The organism is Hymenobacter canadensis, from assembly GCF_027359925.1.
In the GTDB taxonomy this organism is placed as follows: Bacteria; Bacteroidota; Bacteroidia; order Cytophagales; family Hymenobacteraceae; genus Hymenobacter; species Hymenobacter canadensis.
The window spans coordinates 689,218-714,783 of record NZ_CP114767.1; the positions used below are offsets into that span (position 1 = coordinate 689,218).

Consider the following 25,566-nt stretch of genomic DNA (forward strand, 5'->3'; position numbering starts at 1 on the left):
GCAAGCTCAGGATGACAGATTTTTACAAATTACTCCCGCCTAACTCTCCCACCCATGCCCATTCCCGATTCCGAGCTGATTTTCAATAAAGACGGCAGCATCTACCACCTCAATCTGCAGCCCGACCACATTGCCGACACTATCATCACCGTCGGCGACCCGGAGCGGGTGCCGATGGTGAGTGAGCACTTTGACTCGATTGAGACCATCATTAGCAAGCGCGAGTTTGTAACTCACGTGGGCTACTACCAGGGCAAGCGGCTGGCCGTCATCAGCACCGGCATGGGCACCGATAACATCGACATTCTGCTCAATGAGCTGGATGCGCTGGTCAACATCGACTTCGTGACCCGGGAGCCTCGGCCGCTGGAGGAGCGCATTGCGCTGCGCATCGTGCGCGTGGGCACCAGCGGCGCGTTGCAGGCCGACATTCCGATTGGCTCGCACCTGGTTTCGGAGCATGCTGTGGGCCTCGACTCGCTGATGCAGTTTTACCCACTGGTGGAAACCGGGCTGGAAGTGGCCGTTGGCGCCGGCGTGCAGCAAGCCCTGGGCCTCGACTACCGCCCGTACTGCGTGCGCGGCAACGATTTGTTGCGCGAGCAGCTGGGCGCTGGTATGGTGGTCGGCAACACGCTCACCTGCCCCGGCTTCTATGGCCCGCAAGGCCGCGTGCTGCGCCTGGATCTGCGCATTCCCAACCTGATTGAGCAGTTCCAGAACTTCCGCCACCAGAGCGCCGAAGGCGAGTTCCGCCTAACCAACTTCGAGATGGAAACGGCCGGCTACTACGCGCTGGGCCGCCTGCTGGGTCACGAAGTGGTGTCGCTGAACGCCATTGTGGCCAACCGCGCCACCGGCGAGTTTGCCACTAACTCCGAGCAGGTCATCGGCGACCTGATCCAAAAAACCCTGGACCGCCTGTAATCACGGATTTAAGCCGATTAGACGGATTAATCGGATTCCGTTGATCACGGATTTAAGCGAATTAGACGAATTAATCGGATTTCGTGGACGATTGAAGTTCACTCAAAACAAAAGAGGCTTGCCAACTGGCAAGCCTCTTTTGCTTAATGGACTAAGAGCCTGAATATAGCACCGTCCACGAAATCCGATTAATCCGTCTAATTCGCTTAAATCCGTGATCAACGGAATCCGATCAATCCGTCTAATCGGCTTAAATCCGTGATTAATAGAAGTCGAAGCCCACTATGGCGCGGATGGGCAGCGTGATGCCGGATTTAAGGGTCAGGTAATCCTGATGGGTGGCCCAAATGGTGGTATACACGCGTTTTACAGCGCCATCGGCCGTTTGAAAATAGACATCCAGCTTACCCTGGTAGTTGTTGCCGAGGCTGGTGGCGCGCTCGGCATCGTGGCGGCGGTGCTTAATGGCTGCCGGATCGGACAACACATCTTCAGCCGCAAAGTGCAGGCTGGGAATCAGGTCCTTGTCGATTACTTCGGCAGTGGCTACGGGGAGGTCGGGCGACATGGGAGTAGGGGCTAAACAGGCAAAGTGAAACCAAAGAGAACACGAAATAGATGGCGGCTGCATGAAGCAACCATGAACTGGCCCCGCCTTACCGGGCCTGCTTGCCGCTGCCGCCATCCTGGCCGGCTCAATTAGCTTATTTTACGCCAATTCTGCCAAAAAGGCCATCGTATCTACCCCATCGGCATAGTCCGTAACGGCTGGCGACTGTGCCCGTCCGAACGGGAAGCTGCCCGCCCACTGCCCCCCAGCCGAGACGATGCACTGGGTCTGGGCGGCCACGTCGGTGAGCTGGTCAACTAGGTCTATTTCGTTGGTATAGAAGCTATAATGCAGCACCGAAATAGGCGAAACCAGCTGCGTATTCTCGGTGAGCAGCAGGAAGCCGGTGTCCAGGTGCGGCACCCGATTCACCAACAGAATGCTTTTGTTGTAGTCGTAATTATTCTGGTATTTGTGGTGGTCAGGAATGTGGTGCCAGGGCTGCAGGGAGTCGAGCAGCGGGGTGAAATCGTAGCCCTGCGGCACGTAGAGCTTGCTCACGTTGCGGCAGCCCAGGCCATAGTACCGGAAGATGTCTTCGCCCAACAACCCCAGGTCGTGCGACTCCTCGCGGCCCGTCAGCACGGCCAGGCTGGTGCGGTTGCGCCGGATGATGTGCGGCTTCTTGCCGAAGTAATAGTCGAAGTAGCGGGCAGTGTTATCGGAGCCGGTGGCAACGTAGGCGTCGGCGGCGTTGAGGCGCTCGGCCAGCACAATCTGCTCCGCGAAGCGTGGCTCCAACCGTTGCAGCTCCGTCAGGATCCAGCTCATGAGCACCGTATCGTCTTTGCTGAGCTTGGCCAGCAGCGTGTGGCCGCTCAGCAGCACGCACAGCGCATCGTGGAAACCCACCAGCGGAATGTTGCCGGCCATCACCACGCCCACCTGCCGGGGCGTGGCCGGCTCGGCCGGGTAGCGGGCGGCCCAGTGCCGGAGCGGCTCCTCTTCCAGCAGCGCCGCAATGCCCCGGATGGCCGCCGTTACGTTGGGGGCGTCAAACCAGGCATTCTGGTTGCGGGCCCGGGAGGCCAGGTGGGCCAGCTCATCGGCAGAAAGGGTACGCAGGAAGTGGCCCAGGGCCACAAAAGCAGCAAGACGGTCGGGATGGTGCATGTCGGGAGGAAACAAAGTAGGGCGCTGCGGCATTCTTAAGCCGTCGGCGGTTCGCGGTTGGGGCTGCAAATTCGGTATTTCGCAGCCGTCAGCCGCAAAAAACTCGCACGGCTTCCAGTTAGTTTCTACTTTTGCATGCCGCAGAAACTGCCGTTTGGCCTGTTGCTGCGTATTCAACCCCAGACTGCTCACTTAACTGATTCGAAGGCTATGGCCATCATGATAACCGACGAGTGCATCAATTGTGGTGCCTGCGAACCGGAATGCCCCAATACGGCCATCTACGAAGGCGGTGCCGCCTGGCGCTGGTCGGACGGCACTACGCTGAAGGAAGTCACCGTTGATGGTGGCCAGACCGTATCGGGCGTGGCGCCGCAAACCCCGATTTCCGACGAGTACTACTACATCGTTTCCGATAAGTGCACCGAGTGTGTGGGCTTCCACGAGGAGCCCCAGTGCGCGGCCGTGTGTCCCGTAGACTGCTGCGTAGACGACCCCGATTACCGCGAGTCACAGGAAAAACTGACCGCCAAAAAAGAGTGGCTGCACAGCTAATCACGGATTTTTCCGGATTAAATGGATTAGTCGGATTTTGTGGACGGCGCTAAACTGCCGTAATCTTTACTCCGCTTTAGTACACAACAAGAAAGGCTTGCCAATTGGCAAGCCTTTCTTGTTGTGTAGCTGAACGTAAATCGACTACAAAATCCGACCAATCCGTTTAATTCGAAAAATCCGTGATTATGTGCCGCAGTTGAAATACTTATCGTAGGCGGACTCCGGAATCAGGTTCAGGCGGCTGAGCACCTTGATGGGCCAGCGCAGCTGCCGGATCAGGGCGTAGTTGTTGGGGTAGTCGCGGAAGGTTTTGGGGGGCGCAGCCACAATCTGCTCAAACTCCTCGCGGGTCAGGCCCAGGCGCTTGATGCACAGGTTAATTACCTTTTCGTCTTCGATCTTGTTGACGTGGCTGACGCGTTCCAGCGCCACTTCGCGGGGCATCTGGCCGGAGCGCACCAGGGCTGAGTAGTTGAACAGGCGCCGGTCGATGTTGAACTTGGTGCGGTTGAGGTAGTAGATGACGCTCTGGTAGAGGTCGTCGAAGTAGTGGGCGCCGGGGTTCACCCAGTCCAGCTCTTTCTCCAGCAGCTTGTCTACGTCGGCCCGCACGTAATCGACGTGGTAAAGCAGCGTGACGGTTTTGATGCGCCGGATGAAGGCGTAGTAGAACATTTCCTTGATGCCCAGATTGAAGCCCGGGTCATCGGCCTTCCAGGGCCGGAGCGGCACCGTGCCGAACTGCTTGTGCACGGCTTTCAAATACTTGCCATCGAGGTAGTTCCAGCTCAGCGGCGCAATGCCCTCCGTCCGGAACGACTGCCCGATGATGATGCGCTGAATGCCTTCCTTGGCCGCCACGCCATAGAGGGCCGTGGCAATGCCCACATCGGTGCCTTCCTCCATATCGGGCACGGAGGCTTTCAGGAAGGCGATTTTCAGGTCCTTGGATTCGCGCCAGTCGGAGGTGATGGTGCGCATTTCCACGCCCAGCTTGCGGCAGGCCTTGGTCATGTTCTCGCCCGCCACGGGATTGCCGAAGCCGTCGTTGAAGTGCACCGCCAGCGGCCGCAGCCCCAGCTTTACGACGCAATACCACAAGGTAAACGACGAGTCGCGGCCGCCGCTCACGCCTAATACGCAGTCATATTTGTTGTTTTTGCCCAGCGACTTGATGTCGTTGGCGAGTTCCTGCACCTTCAGTTGGCCGGCTTCGCCTAAGGGAAAGTCCTGCTCCATGTGGTCATGGACAGCACAAAAGTTACAGGAGCCTTGGCTGTCGAACCGGATACCGGGCACGGTGGTATCCATAATGCAGCGAGTGCACTGTTGGTAAGATTGGGTCATGCGGTAATGAAGCGGGATTTGGCCACAAGGTCGAATGCCCGAATTAAGCCAGTATTAAAAAATGCAGATATACTGCGGATTATTTGGGCAGTGTGTCGAACCGGAAGCCCTTGCGCAGCAGCATTTCGCCGATCTGGGTGCCTTTTTCGGCGCGCACCGGGCGGGGCAGGTCGGCCACTACTAGGTCGCCGGCAAACTCGTTGAACTTGCCCTGCGCCCGAATGCCGGAGGCATCGACGGCCAGCGAGCAGCCTACGCTTTTCTTGCCCTCGTACGGCCCGCCCACGATATAGCCCACCGATGTGGTGCCCACTACCGTCACGTTGTAGAGCTGCGCCAGAATGGAATACGGCTTCACCCACTTCTCGTGGTAGGGGTCGTCTTCCTCCGTAACGGAATAATCCACCGTCCAGGACGAAGGGGAGAGGATGAATTCGGCACCCATGCGGGCCAGGGTGTGCCCGATGCTCAGGCCGTCGAGGAAGTTGTCGGCGCAGATGTTGATGCCGATTTTGCCCAGGGGCGTATCCACCACATTCAGCGTCTGGCCTACGGCGTAGTAGGGCATCTCTACGGTGAGCAGGTTGATTTTGTGGTATTTGCTGATGATGTCGCCCTGCGGGTTGATGAGAATGGCGGCGTTGTAGATGCGCCCATCGGGGCCGCGCTCCGTCAGGCCTGCGCACACGTACACTTGGTGGCACAGAGCCTCCTGGCAGAGCCGGTCGGAGTAGATGCCGGGAATGGGCTGGGCCTCGGTGAGGGCGCTGGGGTGCGTCCAGGCGAAATCCAGGGTTTCGGGCAGCAGCACTACGTCGCAATTCTGGCGGGCGGCTTCAGCAATCATCTGGGCGGCCCGTTCCAGGTTGCGGTCAGGTTCCCCACCTTCTACCAGCAACTGTCCCATTCCTACCCGCAAGGTCTCGGTTGAGGCAACGGGGGCCGGTGGCGGCGACAGCACAGCCGCCGCGGGAGTGGCCTTTGCAGAACCGGTTCCTTTGAAAAACTTAAGTAAAGCTGACATGCAGGCACGAGGCTTAGAAAGTGAAAGTCAGAATCTAATATATAATTCCCGTCCCAATTAAACCTTATCATACTTCATTTGTCAGCCGCAATTTACGCGAAATATGCGGGCTGATGAATGTAGAGGGAGAGTTAGTTTCATAATGGGAACAGCACACCGCAAGCCCAACCCGCGCCACGCCCGCCTATGGCCGGCCCGAAATGCCTACTTTTGTGGGTATTCCGAACCGCCATTATTCCCTCTTGACGATGTCCATCGCCAAAACCTATACCCCCGCCGACGTTGAAGCCAAGTGGTACCAGCGCTGGCAGGAGCAGGGCTTCTTCAAAGCCAAAGCCAACCCCCGCAAGCAGCCCTATACCGTGGTGATTCCGCCGCCCAACGTGACGGGCGTGCTGCACATGGGCCACATGCTCAATAATACCATTCAGGACGTGCTGGTGCGCCGGGCCCGCATGCAGGGCAAAGAAGCCTGCTGGGTGCCCGGCACCGACCACGCCTCCATTGCCACCGAGGCCAAGGTAGTGGCGCTGCTGAAGGAGCAGGGCATCGAGAAGAAGGACCTGACCCGGGAACAGTTCCTGGAGCACGCTTTTGCGTGGAAGGAAAAGTACGGCGGCATCATCCTGGAGCAACTCAAGCAACTGGGCGCTTCCTGCGACTGGGACCGGACGCGCTTCACCATGGAGCCGGAGCTGACCGAGGCCGTGCTGCGCGTGTTCGTGGACCTGCACCAGAAGGGCCTCGTGTACCGCGGTATCCGGATGGTGAACTGGGACCCGCTGGGCCAGACGGCCCTCTCCGATGAGGAAGTGATTCCTAAGGACGTGATGGCCAAGATGTACCATTTGCGCTACGAAGTGGTAGGGCAGGAGGGCCAGTTCCTGACCGTGGCTACGTCGCGGCCCGAAACCATCATGGCCGACGTGGCCGTGGCAGTGAACCCCAACGACCCGCGCTACAATCACCTGCACGGCGCGAAAGTGCGGATTCCGCTGCTGGGCCGCGAAATTCCGGTGATTCTGGATGAGTACGTGAGCATCGACTTCGGCACGGGCGCGCTGAAGGTGACGCCGGCTCACGATTTGAACGACTACGAGCTGGGCGTGAAGCATAACCTGCCCGTTATCGACATCCTCAACAACGACGGCTCGCTCAACGAAAAAGCGGTGCTGTACGTGGGCCAGGACCGGTTTGCGGCCCGTCGCAACATCGTCAAGGACCTGGAGGAAGCCGGCCATCTGGTGAAGGTGGAGGAGTACGCCAGCATCGTGCAGACTTCGGAGCGCACCAAGGCCGTGATTGAGCCCCGCCTGAGCCTGCAGTGGTTCCTGAAAATGGAGCACCTGGCCAAGCCGGCTTTGGAGGTGGTGGAAAACGACACCGTGAAGCTGCACCCGGCCAAGTTCAAGAACACCTACCGGGTGTGGATGGAAAACGTGCGCGACTGGTGCATCTCGCGGCAGTTGTGGTGGGGCCAGCAGATTCCGGCCTACTACCTGCCCGACGGCACCTACGTGGTGGCCCTCACCGCCGAGGAAGCCCTGATCCAGGCCCGCGAGCAGAGCGGCAACGCCGACCTGCAAATCACCGACCTGCGCCAGGACGAGGACGTGCTGGATACCTGGTTTTCGTCGTGGCTGTGGCCGATTTCGGTGTTCGACGGCTTCAAGGACCCCGACAACGCCGACGTCAACTATTTCTACCCCACCAACGACCTGGTGACGGGGCCGGACATCCTGTTCTTCTGGGTGGCCCGCATGATTATGGCCGGGCTGGAATTCCGCAAGGAAGTGCCCTTCCGCAACGTGTATCTCACCGGCATCGTGCGCGACGCCCAGGGCCGCAAGATGAGCAAGCAGCTCGGCAACTCGCCCGACCCACTGGACCTCATCAAGCAGTTCGGGGCCGATGGCGTGCGGACCGGGATGCTGTTCTCGGCTCCGGCCGGCAACGATTTGCTCTACGACGAAAAGCTGGTGGAGCAGGGCCGTAACTTCAGCAACAAGCTCTGGAATGCCTTCCGCCTCACCCAGGGCTGGGAGGTGGATGCCGCGCTGCCCTTCCCAAACGAGAAGGCCGTGGAGTGGTTCGGCGCTAAGCTGAACGCCACCATTGCCGAGCTGGACGAGCACTTCGAGAAGTTCCGGATGTCGGACGCGCTGATGACGGTATACAAGCTGGTGTGGGACGACTTCTGCTCGGAGTACCTGGAGATGATCAAGCCCGCCTACCAGGCCCCCATCGACCCCGAAACGCTGCGCCTGACCACCGGTTTCCTGGAAACCCTGCTCAAACTGCTGCACCCGTTCATGCCCTTCATTACTGAGGAAATCTGGCATGAGCTGAAAGAGCGCGGCCCCAAGGAGTACGTGTGCGTGGCCGCCTGGCCCAAGGCTCAGCCCGTAGCCGGTGCCGCCGAGGTGCTGGCCCGCATGGAAAAGGCGCTGGCCATTGTGGGCGGCGTGCGCACCATCCGCAACCAGAAGGGCCTGGGCCCCAACAAGCCCCTGACCCTGGCCGCCAAAACCGACGACGTCCAGTTGCTTCAGGACTACGACCCCATCATCCGCAAGCTGGCCGCCCTCACCGAGGTATCGGTGGTAACGGAAGCGCCGGCCGCGGCGGTAGGTTTCGTGGCGGGCGGCAGTGAGTTCTTCGTGCCGCTGGAAGGTCAGATTGACCTCGGGGCCGAGAAGGAGCGCCTCGGCAAGGAGCTGGAATATGCTCAGGGCTTCCGAGACTCGGTGCTGAAAAAGCTGGCCAACGAGAAGTTCGTGGCCAACGCCAAGCCCGACCTGGTGGAGCGCGAGCGGCAGAAGCTGGCCGACACCGAAGCCAAAATCACGGCTCTGGAGCAAAGCCTGGCAGCACTGTAGCATAGGCTTCAGCCTATGCCGCCAACCATTTGCAGAAAGGCTCCGGCTATTTAGCCGGAGCCTTTTTGTTTGAGCTGACCGCAAACAGTCCTCGGTTGTCAAAAAAAAATCGGCGCCCAACCAACCTTGGCTACGGAAGTGCGTCAGTGGCTGCGTGTGCCAGTGAGACAGCTGGGAATTTGTTGAGCCCGGGCTGTCCAAGTTGGCTGCATCCTTGTTTTGAAGGCGCTGCCCGGTAGGGGTAGCCTGTTTTTATCTGTAAATACCCTGCGCCTGCACCGAGCCAACTGGCCGGTAGTGTGGCGCGATGACCGAATTCATGAAAAAATCTTTCCTCCTCCTGGTTCTCACCAGTGCCGGCCACTTGGTGTGGGCACAAATGCCGCAGGGCGCTCCGGCGGGTAGCCGTCCTGCCGGTGCCGGCCGTCCGGCCTCAGCCGGCCAGCCAGCGGGCCAGCCCGGTGCTCCGGCCGCGCAGGGCACTGGCCGCGTGACGGGTACCGTGACGGATGCCGCCACCAAGCAGGCTGTGCCTTACGCCACGGTGGTGCTGCTCAACCCGGCCGGTAAGGCTGTGGATGGCGCCTCGGCCGACGACAACGGTAAGTTCTCGATTCCGCGCGTGGCGGCGGGCACCTACACCGTGCAGATCAGCTTCATCGGCTACAAGAACGTGGAGCGCCCCGGCGTGGTGATTACCGAAGACGGCAACACCGTGGCGCTGGGCGCCATCACGCTGGAATCGGCGGCGCAGAAGCTGGGTGAAGTGGTAGTGGAAGGCCAACGCAGCCTGATTGAGGAAAAGGTGGACCGCACCGTCTACAACGCCGAGAAAGACGAAACCACCCGTGGGGGCGACGCCACCGACGTGCTCAAGCGCGTGCCCATGCTCTCCGTGGACCTCGACGGCAACGTGAGTCTGCGCGGTAGCTCCAACATCCGGGTGCTCATCAACAACCGCCCCAGCACTATCTCGGCCAACAGCATTGCCGACGCGCTGAAGCAGATTCCGGCTGACCAGATCAAGACCGTGGAGGTGATTACCTCGCCCTCGGCCAAGTACGACGCCGAAGGCTCGGGCGGCATTATCAACATCGTGACCAAGCAGAACAACCTTCAGGGTTTTACGCTTGATCTGCGCAGCAGCATCGGGTTGCGCAGCTCCGACCTGGGTCTGAACGCCTCGTACCGGGTGGGTAAGATGGGCTTCTCGCTGGGTGGCGGCGGCCGCGGCCAGTACAACACCCCTGGCAGCTTCCGCAACGTGCAGCGCACCTACGCCCTCACCGATGCACGCCCGCTCACCGGCACCACCACGCAGGAGGCCGATACACGCCAGCAGAACGTGTTCGGGCGCTACTCGCTGGGCTGGGACTACGACATCAACAAGTACAACTTCCTCTCGGCCTCCGTGCAGCTGGGTTTGCGCAACGGCAACAACTACCAGGACGGCCTGCTGCGCAATACCGTGCGCCCCGATATCAGCCAGCCCATCATCGACCGCCGCGACGTGCGGGTGCTGGACCGCTCCAACACGCTGGATGCCACCCTCAACTACACCCGCACCTTCGAGACGCCGCAGCGTGAGCTGAGCGTGCTGGGCCAGTACAGCCGCAACAACCGCACGAACGACTTCAGCAACGACGTGCTGGAGGGCCTGAGCGCCGGCGACCGGCTGCTCAACGAAAACGACAGCTACAACCAGGAAGTAACGCTGCAGGTCGATTACCAGACGCCGCTCAGCAAAACCCAGCTGCTGGAATTCGGGGCTAAAGACATCATGCGCAAGGTGAACAGCGACTACCAGTCGCTGCGCAACGGCCAGATCGACGAGCAGGTGGGCAACTCCAACGAGTTTACCTACGACCAGAACGTGGCCGCCGCCTACACCTCGTACACGGTCGGCTTCCTGAAGAACTACACGCTGAAGGCCGGTGCCCGCTACGAGTACACCACCATCAACGCCGACTTCCGTACGGCCGAAGCACCCAACATTCCGTCGTACAGCGTGGTGGTGCCCAGCGTGAACCTGTCGCGGAAGCTGGCCAGCGGCAACACGCTCAAGGCCGCCTACAACCGCCGGATTCAGCGCCCGTCGCTACAATTCCTCAACCCCAATCGGCAGGCAGCTAACCCGCTTAACGTGAGCCAGGGCAACCCGCTGTTGGAGCCGGAGAAAACCAACAACTACGAGCTGGGCTACAGCACGTTTATCAAGCAAACCTCGCTCACGTTCTCGGCTTTCGTGCGCAATACCACTGGCTCCATCCAGCCGGTGCGCGACGTGCAAGGCGACACCATCATCACCAACTACCAGAACATCGGGCAGGAAAACGCCTACGGTGGCAGCGTTTTTGCCAACGTCAACATCAATAACAAGCTCACCCTGAACGGCGGCACCGACTTCTATTACGCAGTGCTCGACAACAACCAGAGCAACAAGTTTTTTGCGGCCAGCAACGAGGGCTTCGTCATCAGCGGCCGCCTAAGCGGCACCTACAACTTCACGAAAGGGTGGGGGCTACAGGCGTTCAGCTTCTACCGCGGCCGGCAGGTGCAGCTGCAGGGCTATCAGGGCGGTTTTGGGGTCTATAGCCTCGGAGTGAAGAAAGACTTTGCCGAGAAAAAAGGCAGCATCGGCTTCGGGGCCGACAACTTCTTCGCGTCCAACATCAAAATCCGCAACGAAATCAGCTCCTACACGCTGGAGCAGAACAGCGAGAACATCCTGCGCCGCTCGGGCTTCCGCGTGAACGTGAGCTACCGCATTGGTAAGCTGAGCATGGCCCAGCCCAAGCGCAAGCGCTCCATCAACAACGACGACCTGAAAGACGGCGGCGACGGTGGTAACGGAGCCGGGGCCACGCCCGCCCAAGGGGCAAGCGGCGGCCGCCCCTAAGAACGGTGTGGTGCTACGAATCGTCCGAAGGGCTTCGTAGCACCACTACTTCCGTTGCTCCATCACCGTTGCAGGCGTCTTCGTTCAACGGGTTTGTGGTCCTACGAATTGCCCGAATGGTAATTCGTAGGACCACTATTTGCTTTGCGCCATCCATTGCAGGCGTCGTCGTTAAATGGGTTTAGTGGTCCTACGAAGCCCTTCGGGCAATTCGTAGGACCACACCGTTATTACCGCCTGCGGCCAGCCTTTGTATATTGGTCTGCTTACTTTAGCCTGCTCTCGTATGAAATACCTGCTACTCGCTGTGGCCGGCGCCCTAGCCCTGACCACGACAGCTTACGCCCAAACTTCGCCATCCATGCCCAAACCTCCCGTTGCGGCTCTCCAGCCCAAAGAACTCAAGTCGCCCTTCGGCACCCGTCTCGACAACTACTACTGGCTCAATGAGCGCGAAAACCCGGCCGTTATCAGCTACCTGAACGCCGAAAATGCCTACACCGAGCAGCAGATGGCCCCGGTGAAGGAGCTGGAGGAAAAGCTGTTTCAGGAAATCAAGGGCCGCATCAAGGAGCAGGATGAGTCGGTGCCGTACCGTGACAACGGGTACTACTACTACACCCGCTTCGAGGCCGGGGCCGAGTACCCGATTTACTGCCGCAAAAAGGGCAGCCTGGGCGCAAAGGAGGAAATTCTGCTCAATGCCAACGACCTAGGCAAGGGCAAGGACTACTACCAGATCGGCGGCTTCGAGGTGAGCGACGACAACCAGGTGCTGGCCTACTCCGAGGACGTGGTGAGCCGCCGCCTCTACACCCTGCGCTTCCGCAACCTGCAAACCGGCCAGCTCTACCCCGAGCAGATTCCGAACACCAGCGGCAACGCCGTGTGGGCCACCGACAACAAAACCGTCTTCTACACCCGCAAGGACCCCACCACGCTGCTGGACTACCAGCTCTACCGCCACACCCTGGGCACCGACCCCGCCAAGGACCAGCTGGTGTACGAGGAGAAGGACAATACCTTCCACATCGGGGTGCACCGCTCCAAGTCGCGGCAATACGTGTTCCTGACCATCGGCAGCACCATGTCGTCGGAGGTGCGGTACCTGGAGGCTGGCAAACCCACGGCGGCGCTGCAGGTATTCCTGCCCCGCGAGGCCGACCATCTGTACGAGGTGGAGCACTTCGGCCAGGACTTTTACGTGCTGTCCAACGCCGGCGCGCCCAACTTCCGCCTGCTGAAAACGCCGGTGAAGAACACCGCCAAAACGGCCTGGCAGGAGGTCATTGCCCACCGTCCCGACGTGTTCCTGGAAAACATGGAGCTGTTCAAGGACTATCTGGTGCTGGGCGAGCGGAAGGAAGGCCTGCTGCAGCTGCGCGTGATTCGGTGGAAGGACAAGCAGGAGCACTACCTCAACTTCGGCGAGCCCACCTACACGGCTGCCATCAGCATCAACCCTGAGTTTGATACGCCGGTGCTGCGCTACGGCTACTCCTCGCTCACCACGCCCGGCTCCACCTTCGACTACGACATGAACGCCCGCAGCAAGAAGCTGCTGAAAGAGCAAACCGTACTCGGGAGCTTCAAAAAGGAGGACTACGTGACCGAGCGGGTGTACGCCACCGCCACCGACGGCACCAAAATTCCGATGTCCATCGTCTACAAGAAGGGCTTTAAGAAGGACGGCTCGGCCCCGCTGCTGCAGTACGCCTACGGCTCCTACGGCTACTCCATGGACGCCACCTTCAGCTCTGCCCGCCTGAGTTTGCTGGATCGGGGCTTCGCCTACGTGATTTGCCACATTCGCGGCGGCCAGGAAATGGGCCGGCAGTGGTACGAGAACGGCAAGAAGCTCAGGAAGAAAAACACCTTCACCGACTTCACCGACTGCTCCAAATTCCTCATCGACCAGAAGTTCACCTCCGCCGATAAGCTGTTTGCTATGGGCGGCTCGGCCGGCGGCCTGCTGATGGGCGCCGTCGTGAACAACCACCCCGAGTACTACAAGGGCGTGGTGGCGGCCGTGCCTTTCGTGGACGTGGTGACCACCATGCTCGACGAAAGCATTCCGCTGACCACCGGCGAATACGACGAGTGGGGCAACCCCAACCAGAAGGAGTTCTACGACTACATGCTCTCCTACTCGCCCTACGACCAGGTGAAAGCCCAAGCCTACCCCAACATGCTCGTGACCACCGGCCTGCACGACTCGCAGGTGCAATACTTCGAGCCGGCCAAGTGGGTGGCCAAGCTGCGCACCGTGAAAACCGACCAGAACCTGCTGCTGCTGCACACTGACATGTCCGCCGGCCACGGCGGCGCCTCCGGCCGCTTCAAATCCATCCACGACACGGCCCGGCAGTTTGCCTTTATGCTGCTGCTGCTCGGCGTGAAGGTGTAGACCCAAGTACCGCGAAATTCCATTTCGCGACGAGCGGAGCAAGTATCCGGCCTCGCGCCAGTTTCCCTACCGCCTAGGAACTCGCTTCGCTCGTCGCGAAATGGAATTTCGCGGTACAACCGAAAAGCCCCGCTGTGCAGCTGCACGGCGGGGCTTTTCAGTGGAATCCAGGACGCTTAGCGCACTTTCAGGCTGTCGGGCACGGTGGCGCCGCGGTTGGCGGCCGTGAGCTGGTTTTGGAGCTGGAAGTTCACCTGCTCGCAGTCGGTGAAGCGCTGCTCGGCGCGCTTGAGGGCTTCCTCGGTCTTGCTGAGGGTCTGGTAGAGGTAGGCAATCAAGGCCAGGGACAGTACCAGCGCGGCAATGGTCAATACTTTGTTCATGGATTGAATGGGTGAATTGAGTAATTGTTAAATGGCTGGTTATGCTACCACGTTGGTAGAACAACCAGCCATTCAGCAATGCAGCCATTAAGCCATTAAATAGCCGTGTTCGGGTCGAACTGCTCGAGGTAGTCGGCCACTTTGCGCACGAACATGCCGCCGAGCGAACCGTCTACCACACGGTGGTCGTAGCTGTGGCTCAGGAACATGAAGTGGCGCACGCCGATCAAATCACCCTGTGGGGTTTCGATGACGGCCGGCTTCTTCTTGATGGCACCAACGGCCATGATGGCCACCTGCGGCTGCATGATGATGGGCGTGCCCATCACGTTGCCGAACGAGCCCACGTTGGACACGGTGTAGGTACCACCTTCCAGATCCTCGGGCTTGAGCTTGTTGGTGCGGGCGCGGTTGGCCAGGTCGTTGAGCTTCTTGCTCAGGCCGTTCAGGTTCAGCTGGTCGGCATTGTGGATGACAGGCACAATGAGGTTGCCGGACGGCAGCGCCACAGCCACGCCGATGTTGATGTCGCGCTTTTTGATGATGTAGTCGCCGTCGATGGAGACGTTGATCATCGGGAAGTCCTGGATGGCGCGGGCAATGGCCTGGATGAAGATGGGCGTGAAGGTAAGGTTTTCGCCTTCGCGTTTCTTGTAAGCGTCCTTGTTCTTGTTGCGCCAGTTCACGATGTCCGTCACGTCGGCTTCCACGAAGGAAGTAACGTGGGGCGAAATCCGCTTGCTGTCCACCATGCGCTGGGCAATCATCTTGCGCATGCGGTCCATTTCCAGCAGCTCCTGCCCACCGCTGATGGACGGTACGGCCTTGGCGGTGGGTTGCTGGGCTGGTGGGGTGGTGGGTTTTGCTTCGGCAGCCGGAGCAGCCGCCTGGGCTGGTGCAGCTGCGACGGCCGGAGCCACGCTTGGGGCTTGGGGCTTGGGGCTTGAAGCTTCGCCACTCAGCGGCTTCTTACCGCCGGCTACGTAGTCGAGAATGTCTTTTTTGGTGACGCGGCCTTCGCTGCCGGTGCCGGGCAGGTACTCCAGGTCAGCCATCGAAATGCCTTCCTCGCGGGCGATGCTCAGCACCAGCGGCGAGTAGAAGCGGCCGGTCTGGGGCTGGGCGGCCGTTACGGCTTGGGCCGGGTTGGCCTGCGGGTCGCCGGCTTCGGGCAGGTACGGCACGGCGGGCTTTTCGGCAGCACCGTTGTCGGATGGAGCAGCGGCGGGCGTGGCGGCGGGGGCAGCGGAAGCGCCGGCGCTGGCGGCGTCGGTTTCCACAATAGCAATGGGCGCGCCCACAGCTACTACCTGGCCTTCCTGCACCAGAATTTCCTGCAGCACCCCGGCGTGGATGGCCGGTACTTCGGTATCTACTTTGTCGGTGGCCACTTCGAGCACCGATTCGTCCTGCTCAATGGTGTCGCCGACTTGTTTGAGCCACTTCAGGACGGTGCCTTCCATGATGGATTCGCCCATCTTGGGCATCGTCATTTCCACTCGTGCCATGCGCTTGGGGTAGGGGTTGAGGTATTGGGTGGGGAGGTTGAGGCCTCAAAGGTAGCCGAAAACCGGCAAGGCCCATACGCCGCTGGGCGGGCCCGGGCATACTTATTCGGTGGCGGGCAGGTTTTGGCGCAGCAGGTTCAGGGCCATGGTCACGGTATACTCCACATTGAGCTGCCGGCCCCGGTTGAAGGTGAACTTGCGGCTGACCGTGCCGCGCGCATCGGCATACGCAATGCAGATGGTGCCCACCGGCTTGTCGGGCGTGCCGCCGTCGGGGCCGGCAATTCCGCTGGTGGCCAGCGCCACATCGGTACCAAGGCGGATGCGGGCGCCTTCAGCCATTTCGCGCACGGTTTCCTCGCTCACGGCCCCGAAGGCCGCCAGCGTGGCGGGCAGCACGCCCAGCTCCCGCGTTTTGATGTCGTTGTGGTAGGCCACGATGCTGCCCCGGAAGTAGGCCGAGCTGCCGGGAATACTCGTGATTTTGTGGGCCAGCAGGCCGCCCGTGCAGCTTTCGGCGGTGCCCAGCGTGAGGCCCCGCGCCAGCAGCAGCTGCCCCACGGCTTCCTCCAGCTTGATTTCGCCTTCGGCAAACAGATGCTCGCCGAGGCGGGTGCGCAGTTCGGGCAGCAGGGCTTCCATGCGCTGGCGCAGGTGGGGCTGGCCGTCGTCGGAGCCGGTGAGGCGCAGGCGCACGCCGCCCAGGTAGGGCAGGTAGGCCAGCTTGAAGTTGGCGGGCAGCGCGGCTTCCCAGTCGGCAATCTGCTCGGCCAGAAACGACTCGCCCAGGCCCACCGTCTGCACCACAATATGCTCGATGGGCTTCACTTGGAACCGCTGTTGCAGGCGCGGCAGCACGCCTTCGGTCATCAGGTACTTCATTTCGTGGGGCACGCCGGGCATGCTCACGAACACGGTGCCCTGGTCCTCGAACCACATGCCGGGCGCGGTGCCGACGGCATTGAACACCACTTCGCAGTTGGCCGGCACTAGCGCCTGCTGGCGGTTCACGTCCAGCATCGGCCGCTTGAAGCGCCGGAAAATATCTTCCACGTGGGCCAGGGTAGGCTCGTGCAGCACCAGCTCGCTGCCGAAGTAGCGGGCCAGCACGTGCTTGGTGAGGTCGTCTTTGGTGGGGCCGAGGCCGCCGGTGATGAGCACTACCTGGGCGCGCTGCCGGGCCTGGTCGAGCGCGGCCACGATTTCGTCGGCGCGGTCGGAGACGCTGGAAATCTGCCGCACCCGCAGCCCGATTTTGGCGAGCTCCTGGCCCATAAAGGCCGAATTGGTGTCGATGACCTGTCCGTAGAGCAGTTCGTCGCCAATGGTCATGATTTCAACGTCTGGAAGCTGGGGCATAGGGGGCTTAGTTAGGATGAACGGGGGATTTCACGCAATTTGGCGTTCCCGACGCGTAAGACCGCCACACCGGCCGTCTGGTTTTCGTCGATTCAGGTAATATGACCGTTTTCCGTACGCTCGCCGTGGCTTGCACGTTGGCGCTGCTGGCGCCTGCCGCCGCTCAGGCGCAAACCACCAAGACCACCACCGCCAAGAAAACCACGACCACCAAAAAGACCACCCCGGTCAAGAAAACGACCCCCGTCAAGAAAACCACGACCACCACAACCACCGCCAAAGCGGCCGTGACGAAAGTGGTAGCGCCCGTAGTGGTGCCGCTGACGGCCGATGAGGCCACCGGTGGCCTCCGCGAAGCCCTGACGCAGGCCGTTGGCAAAGCCGTGGCCCAGGCCGGCGAAACCGACGGCTTCAACGCCAACGCCGATATCCGGATTCCGTTTCCGCCCGAAGCTGAGCTGGTGGCCGCTACGCTGCGCAAGCTGCGGGCCGGCGCGCTGGTTGATAACTTCGAAGTGGCCCTGAACCGTGCTGCGGAAACGGCTGCCACCCAGGCCAAGCCTATTTTCCTGAATGCCGTGCAGAACCTGAGTCTGCAGGATGCTCTCACGCTGGCCACGAGCAAGGAAAGCGACGCTGCTACCACGTTGCTCTACGAAAAAACTGCCACTGATCTGCGCACGGCCTTCCAGCCTACGGTGCAGCAGTCGCTGGAGCAGACCGGCGCCATCAAGCTCTACGCCGAAATGGTGGGCCGCTACAACAAAATTCCGCTCGTGACTCCGCTCAACCCGCAACTGGTGCCCTACGCCACCGAGAAAACCGTGGACGGCCTATTTGCGCTGATGGCCGTCGAGGAAGGCCGCATCCGGGCCAATCCCGCGGCCCAGGGCAGCGCGCTGCTTAAGCGCGTGTTTGGTAAGTAGCCCGCTCCGGCAAGATACTTGCCGCATGATATTGGTCCGGTTTGTGTAAAAGGCGTAGAACGTATTCGTTTTACGCCTTTTTGCCATGAACTACCGCCGTTTCCTCGTATTGCCGTTGCTGTTGGCTGGCCTGCAGCTGAGCGCTTCCGCCCAGATATTTACGCTCCCCAAGCTCGGCCAGCTCAAGCTTCCGCTGCCTACCAGAGGTACTGCCACCACCACGCGCAGCACCGGCGGCGTCAGCAACACCGAAGCCGCCAACGGCCTGAAGGAAGCGCTGGTGCAGGGCATCAGCAAAGGCACCGATCAGGCCTCCCAGACCGACGGCTTCTACCTTAATAAGCTGATCCGGATTCCGTTTCCACCCGATGCGCAGCGCGTGGCCAACACGTTGCGCACCATTGGGCTGGGTAGCCAGGTCGATAAGTTTGAGCTGTCGTTGAACCGCGGGGCCGAGGATGCGGCCAAAAGCGCCAAGCCCATCTTCCTGTCGGCCATCAAAAGCCTCACGTTTTCGGACGTCTGGAACATCCTGACGGGCGAAAAAAACGCGGCCACACAGTATCTGCAGCGCACTACCAGCGCGCAGCTCAGCAACGCCTTCAAGCCCATCATTCAGCAGAGCCTGAGCAAAGTGGGCGCCACCCGCTACTACACCGACCTCACCACCCGCTACAACCAGATTCCGCTGGTGAAGCCCGTCCAGACCGACATCAACCAGTATGCCACCGACCGCGCCATCGGCGGCCTGTTTACGCTGGTGGCGCAGGAAGAAGCTAACATCCGTGAAAACCCGGTGGCCCGTACCACCGATTTGCTGCGCCGCGTGTTCGGCCGGAAGAGCTAATGCTTCTATGTGCTGATTATGGATGTGTTGATGTGCTGTACAACAAAAGCGGCCCGCTTTCCAGACGGGAAGGCGGGCCGCTTTTATGCTGTTTCTGCATGAATGCGTCAACGTAAAATCAGCACATCAACACATCCATAATCAGCACATCAATAGTCGTCGTAGTCGGAGTTGCGGCCGCTGTTGCGGGAGCTGCCGGCACTGCCGTACTCGTCGCCGCCGTCGGAGTAGTCGTCCTCGTCGATATCGTCGAGGCTGGTGAATTTGGTGTCGCCTTCCGAGTCCTCGGAGGTGTCGGCCAGCTCAAACTCGTCTTCGCTCATGTTGGCCAGGTCCAGCGCCTCATCGTGCGAGGAGCCGGTGTCGCGCCACATCAGGTAGTCGGCATACTTGGCCGAGAGCTGGTCTTCCGACGAGCCGCGGGTTTTGCTGCCGCCGGTTTTGGCAAAATTATCGAGCTCGTCATCGTCGCCGAGCAGGTCGTCATCGTCGAAGTCGTCGTGTTGTCTCATGGCCTTGGTCAGGAGCGGTAAGAAAATGGAAAGTGAGCGAGGCTAACACTCTGTTTTGTGTGGCAAAGATACGAGGCAGGCAGTTTTGGGACAGTAGTTGCCCCAGCTTTTTGTGAAGCTTCCCCAGCCCAACGGAGCTTACTCAGGCAGATTAAGTTGCCGGTATATGGTGTGCAGCGGCAGCTCCAGCGCCAACGCCGGCAACGACAGCACCGCCCCCAGCCCCTGGTACTCCCGGATAGTCCAGTCTTCGCCCGGACCCCGCGAGTGGCCGTACACCTTCACGCGCTGGCTGTCTACTACCACATAGTGCTGCAAACTGGGGATACTCTTGTACAGCAGAAACTTGCTGCCCCGTTCGTTGCGGGCCGTCGACACGGACAGCACCTCCAGCAGTACCACCGGGTTGAGTAGCGTATCCAGATGGGTGCCTTCGAGGTACTGCTCCTCGCCGCACACCACCGACACGTTGGGGTAGGTGTAGAGGCCGTTGGCCGGCACGTGCACCCGCATGTCGCTGGGAAACACGTTGCACCTGTCGCCCAGTAGGTTGCCCAGCCCGCGAATCAGGTTAGAAACCAACAGATTGTGCGCTCTGCTGGCACCCGACATGGCGGTGACTTCGCCCTGATAGTACTCGTGCTTGAACTCGGCTTCCCGTTCGGCCGCCAGATATTCTTCGGGCGTGACAAACGGCTTGGGCGAAGGAAATGCTTGTGGTTGCGCGGCCATAGGACGGGGGGTTGCCAAAAAATACGGAACCCGCCGTGAAACCGGTCTATCGGGCGGCCTGCGCCCCGAAATCCGTAATCAGGAGCTGTTCGGTGCAGAAATTGTACTCCTCGGGCACGTTGGACGATACCAGCACCGTGCGGCCCGCCAGGGTGGCCTGCACGTGCTCCAGATACCAGGCCACGCCGGCGCGGTCGAGGTTGGTGGTGGGCTCGTCGAGCAGGAGCAGGGGCGTGTCAGCGTAGAGGGCCAGCGCCAGCTTGAGGCGCTGCTTCATGCCCGAGGAAAAGTCGCGCACCAGCTTGTGGCTGCTCTTTTCGAGGTACATCAGCTCGATGAGCTGCTTTGGCGTGAGGCCGGGCCGCAGCGGCTTGAAGCGGGTATGGAATTGCAGCAGCTCCAGCAGCGTCAGCTCCTCAATCAGCTCCAGATACGGCGCGGCGTAGGCCAGCAGCGGCGGTAGCTCTTCCACCGGCACCGGCCGGCCCTGGTGGCTGTAGCTAAGCGTGCCGGCCGTGGGCAGCAGCTGGCCCGAAAGCGTGTTGAGCAGCGTGCTCTTGCCCGCGCCATTGGGACCCAGCACCGCCGTAGCCGTGCCCGGCCGGAAGGTGTGCGTCAGGTTCCGGAAAATCCAGTCGCGGGCGTAGCGCTTGCTGAGCCCGGTTGCTTCAATCTGCACTGTTGCCGCCGCGCGAGTAGCCCTTGATAATGCCGCGGCCCGAGTTGCGCACGAAGTTCACCACCTCGTCGCGCTCCGGTGAGGGTGCCAGCTCCAGCTCAATCTTGTCGAGGGCGTCGTTGTTGTTCATGCCGCCCAGAAACAGCAGGCGGTAGAGCTGCTGAATCTCGGAAATCTTCTGGTCGGAGTAGCCACGACGACGCAGCCCGATGCTGTTGATGCCGGCGTAGGTCAGCGGCTCGCGGCCGGCCTTCACGAACGGTGGCACATCCTTGCGCACCAGTGAGCCACCCGACACCATGGCGTGCTGCCCGATTTTCACGAACTGATGCACCGCCGAGGTGCCGCCCACAATGGCGTGGTCGCCGATTTCCACGTGGCCGGCCAGCTGTACGCCGTTGGCCAGTACGCAGTTGTCGCCAATCAGGCAGTCGTGGGCCACGTGCACGTAGGCCATCAGCAGGCAGTTGCTGCCCACCACGGTCCGGAGCCGGTCTACGGTGCCGCGGTTCACGGTCACGCACTCCCGGATAACGGTGTTGTCGCCGATGTGGACCGTGGTTTTCTCGCCCGCAAACTTGAGGTCCTGGGGCATGGCGGCAATCACCGCGCCGGGGAAAATCTTGCAGTTGCGGCCAATGCGGGCCCCCGCCATAATCGTGACGTTGGGCCCAATCCAGGTGCCTTCCCCGATTTCCACGTCCTTATCAATGGTCGTGAAAGGTTCCACTACCACATTCTGTGCGATTTTGGCCTCCGGGTGGATATAGGCGAGCGGCTGGTTCATTCGTTGGTTAATTAGTAATTAAGAATTAATAATTAAGAATGCCTCAACGCTGCAGAATGCGAATGTCGTATGAGAATTATTCATTCTTAATTACTAATTACTAATTCAAGATTACGCTTCCTTGCGGACAATGCTGGCCGACATTTCGGCTTCCATCACCACTTTGCCATTCACGAAGGCCTGGCCCTTCATTTTGGCGATGCCCCGCTTGATAGGGGCCAGCAGCTGGCAGCGGAAAATGAGCGTGTCGCCGGGACTCACCTTGCGGCGGAAACGGCAGTTCTCGATGCCCATGAAGTAGGTCCAGTAGTTTTCCGGGTCGGGCACCGTATTGAGCACCAGAATGCCGCCCGTTTGGGCCATGGCCTCAATCTGCAGCACGCCGGGCATCACCGGGTTGCCGGGGAAGTGGCCCTGAAAAAACGGCTCGTTGATCGTCACGTTCTTCACGCCCGTCACAGTGGTGGCGTCGAGATGGATGATCTTGTCGATGAGCAGGAACGGGTAGCGGTGGGGCAGCGTGGCGGCTATCTGGTTGCTATCCATCACCGGTGTCCGGCTGGGGTCGTAGCTGGGAATCGGCGACGAATCGGCCTCCAGCATCTTCTTCTTGATCTTTTTGGCGAAGGCCACATTGGCGGCGTGGCCAGGGCGGGCCGCCAGAATCTGGCCTTTAAGCGGCCGCCCTACCAGCGCCAGGTCACCGACCATGTCCAAGAGCTTGTGGCGGGCGGGCTCGTTTTTGTGGCGCAGGTCCACGTTGTTGAGGATGCCTTCCTTCTTCACGGCCACTTTGGGCTTGCCCAGCATGGTGGCCAGCTCGCTGAGCTCGTCTTCGCTCACCACCCGGTCGACTACCACAATGGCGTTGCTCAGGTCGCCGCCGCGGATTAGGTTTTGCTTGTAGAGCGCCTCCAGCTCGTGCAGGAAGCAAAAGGTGCGGGAGCTGGCAATATCGGTCTTGAAGTGGCTGATATCGGTGAGCGAGGCGTGCTGCGAGCCCAGCACTGGCGAGTTGTAGTCGACCATCACCGTGAGGCGGTAGTCGTTGAGGGGCAGGGCGGCAATTTCCACGCCGCGGGCGTTGTCGAGGAAGCGGATTTCCTCGGGAATCTCGAAGTAGTTGCGCAGCGCGTTCTGCTCCTCAAGGCCAGCTTCTTCCAGCGCCACAATAAACTCGTGGCTGCTGCCATCCATGATGGGCGGCTCGGGGCCGTCGAGTTGAATGAGTACGTTATCGATCTGCAAACCCACGAGGGCCGCCAGCGTGTGCTCCACAGTGTTGACGCGGGCGCCGTTCTGCTCGATGGTGGTGCCGCGCGAGAGGTCTACCACGTTGTCCACGTCGGCATCCACGACGGGCTGGCCGGGCAAATCCACCCGCTGAAACTTGTAGCCGTGGCCGACGGGCGCCGGGCAAAACGTCATGGTGGCCTGTACGCCGGTGTGCAGGCCGATGCCGCTCACCGTCACGGGCGCCTTAATAGTATGTTGCTTGTCGTTCATCAGGTCGTTGTCAGTTGTCAGTTGCTGGCTGTCAGTGGAGCGGGCTGATAAGACAACCATCTGACAACTGACAACTGGGAACTGACAACTATTAGGGCTGCAAAGCTAGGACTTTTCCGGCGGGTTTGTGCCGCGTTCCAGCTGGCTGATGCGGCGTTCCAAGTCGGGCAGGTGCCGGAAAATGGCGTTGGCCCGCAGGCTGTCGCGCAGCGCGAAGGCGGGGGAGCCCTGCAGCAGCACGCCTTCTTCCTTAATGGATTTGCCCACGCCCGACTGCGCCGTAACGGTGGTGCGGTTGGCCAGCGTGAGGTGTCCGGCCAGGCCCGTCTGGCCAGCCAGCACGCAGAAATCCCCGATTTTGGTGGAGCCCGAAATGCCCGTCTGGGCCGCTACCACCGTGTGGCGCCCGATTTCCACGTTGTGGGCAATCTGGACGAGGTTATCAATCTTGGCGCCTTCCCGGATAAGGGTGGCGCCCATGGTAGCGCAGTCGATGGTGGCGTTGGCCCCGATGCTCACGTTGTCTTCCAGCACCACGTTGCCGATCTGTGGGATGGTGCGGTAGGAGCCGTCGGGCTGCGGGGCAAACCCAAACCCATCGGAGCCCACCACGGCCCCGGCATGAATGGTGCAGCGTGCCCCAATAACGGTTTCAGCGTAGATTTTGGCCCCGGCGTACAAAATTGTGCCATCCCCGATTTTGCACCGGTCGCCGATGAATACGTGGGGGAAAATCACCACGTCGTTGCCAATGGTGCAGTTCTCGCCGATGTAGGAAAACGCGGCCCGGTAGTGGTTGTCGCCGATGGTGGAGGAGGCGGCCATGTAGGCGGGCTCCTCCACGCCGCGCTTGCCGGTGCGGGTGGCCTGCTGGTAGAATTCCAGCAGCGTGGTAAAGCTGGTGTAGGGGTCGTCGACGCGGATGAGGGCCGTGGAAACGGGGTGCCGCAGCTCCAGGGTGCGGCTCACAATCACGGCCGAGGCGCCCGTGGTGTAGAGGTGGTGCTCGTATTTGAGGTTGGAGAGGAAGGCCAGCGACCCGGCTTGCGCTTCCTCAATCTTAGCCAGGCGGTCTATCCGCTGGCTTGCGTCGCCCTCTACCGCGCCGCGCAACACTTCTGCTATCTGGCCTACCGTAAATTCCATAGGGGGCAAAAGTAGTGAAGTTCAGTTGTCAGTTGTCAGTTGCTGGTTGTTAGTGGGCTCAGATAGTCCGGCTGACAACTGATAACCAGCAACTGACAACTGCTTACAGAATCTCCTTCGGGTAGCAGATGTAGTGCTTTTCCACGCGCTGGCCCAGGGCTTTGATGTTGGGCAGGTCGGAGGCTTCGGCCACATTCACCACGCGGCCGCGTTTGGTCAGCACGTCGATGGTGTCCTGGCCCTCGGCGTCGTAGGCGTTGTTGCTGATGCGGCCCGCAATCATCAGCTGGGTGGCTTCGTCGGGCGTGAGGTTGAACCGTTCGGCAATCAGCTCCACGATGCCCAGCTGAAACTCGGCCTCAAACGGCTCACTCTGGAGCGTGATTTTGAACAGCCGCCGGTCGAGCAGGCTTTGGGCCAGGAAGTTGAGCACCTTGTCGGGGTGGTCGGCCCAGAGCTTCACGGCGCTCCACACATCGGTGTCGTCGAGGCGGGTGAAGCGGCGCAGGATCTGGTCGTCGGCCTGGAATTCGGCCTGCGTGACGTTGCGCGACAGGAAGTAGTGCAGGTTGGGCGAGGCCGGAACTTCCACGCCGCTGCGCACCAGGTCGCGGGCCCGCTGCATGATGCGAATCACCATCTGCTCGGCCGACGTGACGGTTTTGTGCAGGTACACCTGCCAGTACATCAGCCGCCGGCTCACCAGAAAGTTCTCGATGCTGTACACCGCCTTTTCCTCCAGCACCAGCTTTTCGTCCACCACGGTCAGCATCTTAATGAGGCGGTCGGCGCCGGGGCGGCCTTCCTGCACGCCGGTATAGAACGAGTCGCGGTTGAGGTAGTCCAGCCGGTCCATGTCGAGCTGGCTGCTCACGAGCTGGTGGAAAAACGGCCGGTGGTAGGTGCCCTGGAAGATGTCAATGGCCAGATCCAGCGCCCCGCCAAACTCAGCATTCAGCTTCTGCATCAGGTGCAAGCTGATTTCCTCGTGGTGTACATCGTGGAAAATACTGCGCTCCAACGCGTGCGACAACGGGCCGTGGCCGATATCGTGCAGCAGAATGGCGGCCTGCGCGGCCTCGCCCTCGCGGGCCGTGATGGCCACACCCTTGTCCTTGAGCGTGCGCAGCGCCAGCGACATCAGGTGCATGGCGCCCAGCGCGTGGTGGAAGCGCGTGTGCAGGGCCCCCGGATACACGAACATGGTTAGGCCCAGCTGCTGAATCCGCCGCAGCCGCTGAAAATAGGAGTGCTCTATCAGGTCGAAAAGTAGCTCAGTAGGGATGGTGACGAAGCCGTAAACCGGGTCGTTGAAGATTTTCTTTTTGTTCATGCAAAGGCACCGGGCCAGCCCGGAGAATCGTGGAACGGTGGTTGCTACGGCAGTTTGCCGGGCTGCGGGCTACTGCCGGCCGGC

General features: G+C 60.7%; 20 protein-coding genes and 1 pseudogene. 7 read left to right on the plus strand and 14 right to left on the minus strand.

Translation table 11 applies throughout. From position 1 onward, the window contains the following. Positions 1 to 54: 54 nt before the first annotated feature. Positions 55 to 927: a nucleoside phosphorylase gene (locus O3303_RS02975; RefSeq protein ID WP_269560582.1), complete on the plus strand. Its 873-nt coding sequence runs from the start codon at positions 55 to 57 to the stop codon at positions 925 to 927. 262 nt (positions 928 to 1,189) lie between these two features. Here O3303_RS02975 and O3303_RS02980 read toward each other — a convergent pair whose 3' ends face one another. Continuing rightward, entirely contained in the window at positions 1,190 to 1,495 is a 306-nt protein-coding gene (locus O3303_RS02980) for a hypothetical protein (RefSeq protein WP_269560583.1), read from the minus strand. A gap of 141 nt (positions 1,496 to 1,636) precedes the next feature. Continuing rightward, positions 1,637 to 2,650 (minus strand): acyl-CoA reductase, encoded by a 1,014-nt coding sequence (locus tag O3303_RS02985; RefSeq protein ID WP_269560584.1) that lies wholly within the window; start codon positions 2,648 to 2,650, stop codon positions 1,637 to 1,639. Positions 2,651 to 2,860: 210 nt separating this feature from the next. Here O3303_RS02985 and O3303_RS02990 point away from each other — a divergent pair, with 210 nt between their 5' ends. Next, positions 2,861 to 3,205 carry a 4Fe-4S binding protein gene (locus O3303_RS02990; protein ID WP_044013009.1) on the plus strand — a complete coding sequence of 115 codons (345 nt, stop codon included), beginning with the start codon at positions 2,861 to 2,863 and terminating at the stop codon, positions 3,203 to 3,205. 186 nt (positions 3,206 to 3,391) lie between these two features. Here the strand turns inward: O3303_RS02990 and O3303_RS02995 are convergent, their stop codons facing one another. Next, positions 3,392 to 4,555, minus strand: a complete 1,164-nt coding sequence (locus tag O3303_RS02995) for an N-acetyl sugar amidotransferase (RefSeq protein ID WP_350356604.1) — start codon at positions 4,553 to 4,555, stop codon at positions 3,392 to 3,394. A 79-nt stretch (positions 4,556 to 4,634) separates the two neighbouring features. Beyond that, the gene (locus O3303_RS03000) at positions 4,635 to 5,462 is read right to left on the minus strand and encodes a carbon-nitrogen hydrolase family protein (RefSeq protein WP_269560586.1); all 828 of its coding nucleotides are present in this window, start codon (positions 5,460 to 5,462) and stop codon (positions 4,635 to 4,637) included. A gap of 365 nt (positions 5,463 to 5,827) precedes the next feature. On the opposite strand from O3303_RS03000, the gene O3303_RS03005 reads away from it, so the two are divergent. The 3 genes from O3303_RS03005 to O3303_RS03015 all read left to right on the plus strand — a co-directional run bounded on the left by O3303_RS03005 (position 5,828) and on the right by O3303_RS03015 (position 13,764). Beyond that, the gene (locus O3303_RS03005) at positions 5,828 to 8,458 is read left to right on the plus strand and encodes a valine--tRNA ligase (protein ID WP_269560587.1); all 2,631 of its coding nucleotides are present in this window, start codon (positions 5,828 to 5,830) and stop codon (positions 8,456 to 8,458) included. A gap of 319 nt (positions 8,459 to 8,777) precedes the next feature. After that, positions 8,778 to 11,357: a TonB-dependent receptor gene (locus tag O3303_RS03010; RefSeq protein WP_269560588.1), complete on the plus strand. Its 2,580-nt coding sequence runs from the start codon at positions 8,778 to 8,780 to the stop codon at positions 11,355 to 11,357. Positions 11,358 to 11,643: 286 nt separating this feature from the next. Beyond that, positions 11,644 to 13,764: a S9 family peptidase gene (locus tag O3303_RS03015; RefSeq protein ID WP_434086412.1), complete on the plus strand. Its 2,121-nt coding sequence runs from the start codon at positions 11,644 to 11,646 to the stop codon at positions 13,762 to 13,764. Positions 13,765 to 13,940: 176 nt separating this feature from the next. Here the strand turns inward: O3303_RS03015 and O3303_RS03020 are convergent, their stop codons facing one another. The 3 genes from O3303_RS03020 to O3303_RS03030 all read right to left on the minus strand — a co-directional run bounded on the left by O3303_RS03020 (position 13,941) and on the right by O3303_RS03030 (position 17,014). Beyond that, positions 13,941 to 14,147, minus strand: a complete 207-nt coding sequence (locus O3303_RS03020) for a hypothetical protein (protein WP_269560589.1) — start codon at positions 14,145 to 14,147, stop codon at positions 13,941 to 13,943. A 95-nt stretch (positions 14,148 to 14,242) separates the two neighbouring features. Further along, positions 14,243 to 15,655, minus strand: a complete 1,413-nt coding sequence (locus O3303_RS03025) for a dihydrolipoamide acetyltransferase family protein (protein WP_269560590.1) — start codon at positions 15,653 to 15,655, stop codon at positions 14,243 to 14,245. Positions 15,656 to 15,757: 102 nt separating this feature from the next. After that, positions 15,758 to 17,014, minus strand: coding sequence for a competence/damage-inducible protein A (locus tag O3303_RS03030; protein ID WP_269560591.1), 1,257 nt, complete (start codon positions 17,012 to 17,014; stop codon positions 15,758 to 15,760). A gap of 101 nt (positions 17,015 to 17,115) precedes the next feature. Here O3303_RS03030 and O3303_RS03035 point away from each other — a divergent pair, with 101 nt between their 5' ends. Then, positions 17,116 to 17,940, plus strand: a complete 825-nt coding sequence (locus O3303_RS03035; RefSeq protein ID WP_269560592.1) for a DUF4197 domain-containing protein — start codon at positions 17,116 to 17,118, stop codon at positions 17,938 to 17,940. 85 nt (positions 17,941 to 18,025) lie between these two features. Further along, positions 18,026 to 18,787: a DUF4197 domain-containing protein gene (locus O3303_RS03040; protein WP_269560593.1), complete on the plus strand. Its 762-nt coding sequence runs from the start codon at positions 18,026 to 18,028 to the stop codon at positions 18,785 to 18,787. Positions 18,788 to 18,936: 149 nt separating this feature from the next. On the opposite strand, the gene O3303_RS03045 is transcribed toward O3303_RS03040, so the two are convergent. From O3303_RS03045 to O3303_RS03075, 7 genes and pseudogenes are all read right to left on the minus strand, one after another. Beyond that, on the minus strand, positions 18,937 to 19,299 hold the full coding sequence (locus tag O3303_RS03045) for a hypothetical protein (protein ID WP_269560594.1): 363 nt from the start codon (positions 19,297 to 19,299) through the stop codon (positions 18,937 to 18,939). A 138-nt stretch (positions 19,300 to 19,437) separates the two neighbouring features. Then, complete coding sequence (locus O3303_RS03050; RefSeq protein ID WP_269560595.1) at positions 19,438 to 20,031, minus strand: Uma2 family endonuclease; 594 nt, start codon at positions 20,029 to 20,031, stop codon at positions 19,438 to 19,440. Between the two features lie 46 nt (positions 20,032 to 20,077). Further along, positions 20,078 to 20,641 (minus strand): annotated as a pseudogene (locus O3303_RS03055) (ABC transporter ATP-binding protein); the annotation flags it as partial. A gap of 58 nt (positions 20,642 to 20,699) precedes the next feature. Next, positions 20,700 to 21,497, minus strand: a complete 798-nt coding sequence (lpxA, locus tag O3303_RS03060; protein WP_269560597.1) for an acyl-ACP--UDP-N-acetylglucosamine O-acyltransferase — start codon at positions 21,495 to 21,497, stop codon at positions 20,700 to 20,702. Between the two features lie 111 nt (positions 21,498 to 21,608). Next, positions 21,609 to 23,003, minus strand: coding sequence for a bifunctional UDP-3-O-[3-hydroxymyristoyl] N-acetylglucosamine deacetylase/3-hydroxyacyl-ACP dehydratase (locus tag O3303_RS03065; RefSeq protein ID WP_269561871.1), 1,395 nt, complete (start codon positions 23,001 to 23,003; stop codon positions 21,609 to 21,611). Between the two features lie 105 nt (positions 23,004 to 23,108). Further along, positions 23,109 to 24,149 carry a UDP-3-O-(3-hydroxymyristoyl)glucosamine N-acyltransferase gene (lpxD, locus tag O3303_RS03070; protein WP_269560598.1) on the minus strand — a complete coding sequence of 347 codons (1,041 nt, stop codon included), beginning with the start codon at positions 24,147 to 24,149 and terminating at the stop codon, positions 23,109 to 23,111. A gap of 103 nt (positions 24,150 to 24,252) precedes the next feature. Continuing rightward, the gene (locus tag O3303_RS03075; protein WP_269560599.1) at positions 24,253 to 25,482 is read right to left on the minus strand and encodes an HD domain-containing protein; all 1,230 of its coding nucleotides are present in this window, start codon (positions 25,480 to 25,482) and stop codon (positions 24,253 to 24,255) included. Between the last annotated feature and the right edge of the window lie 84 nt (positions 25,483 to 25,566).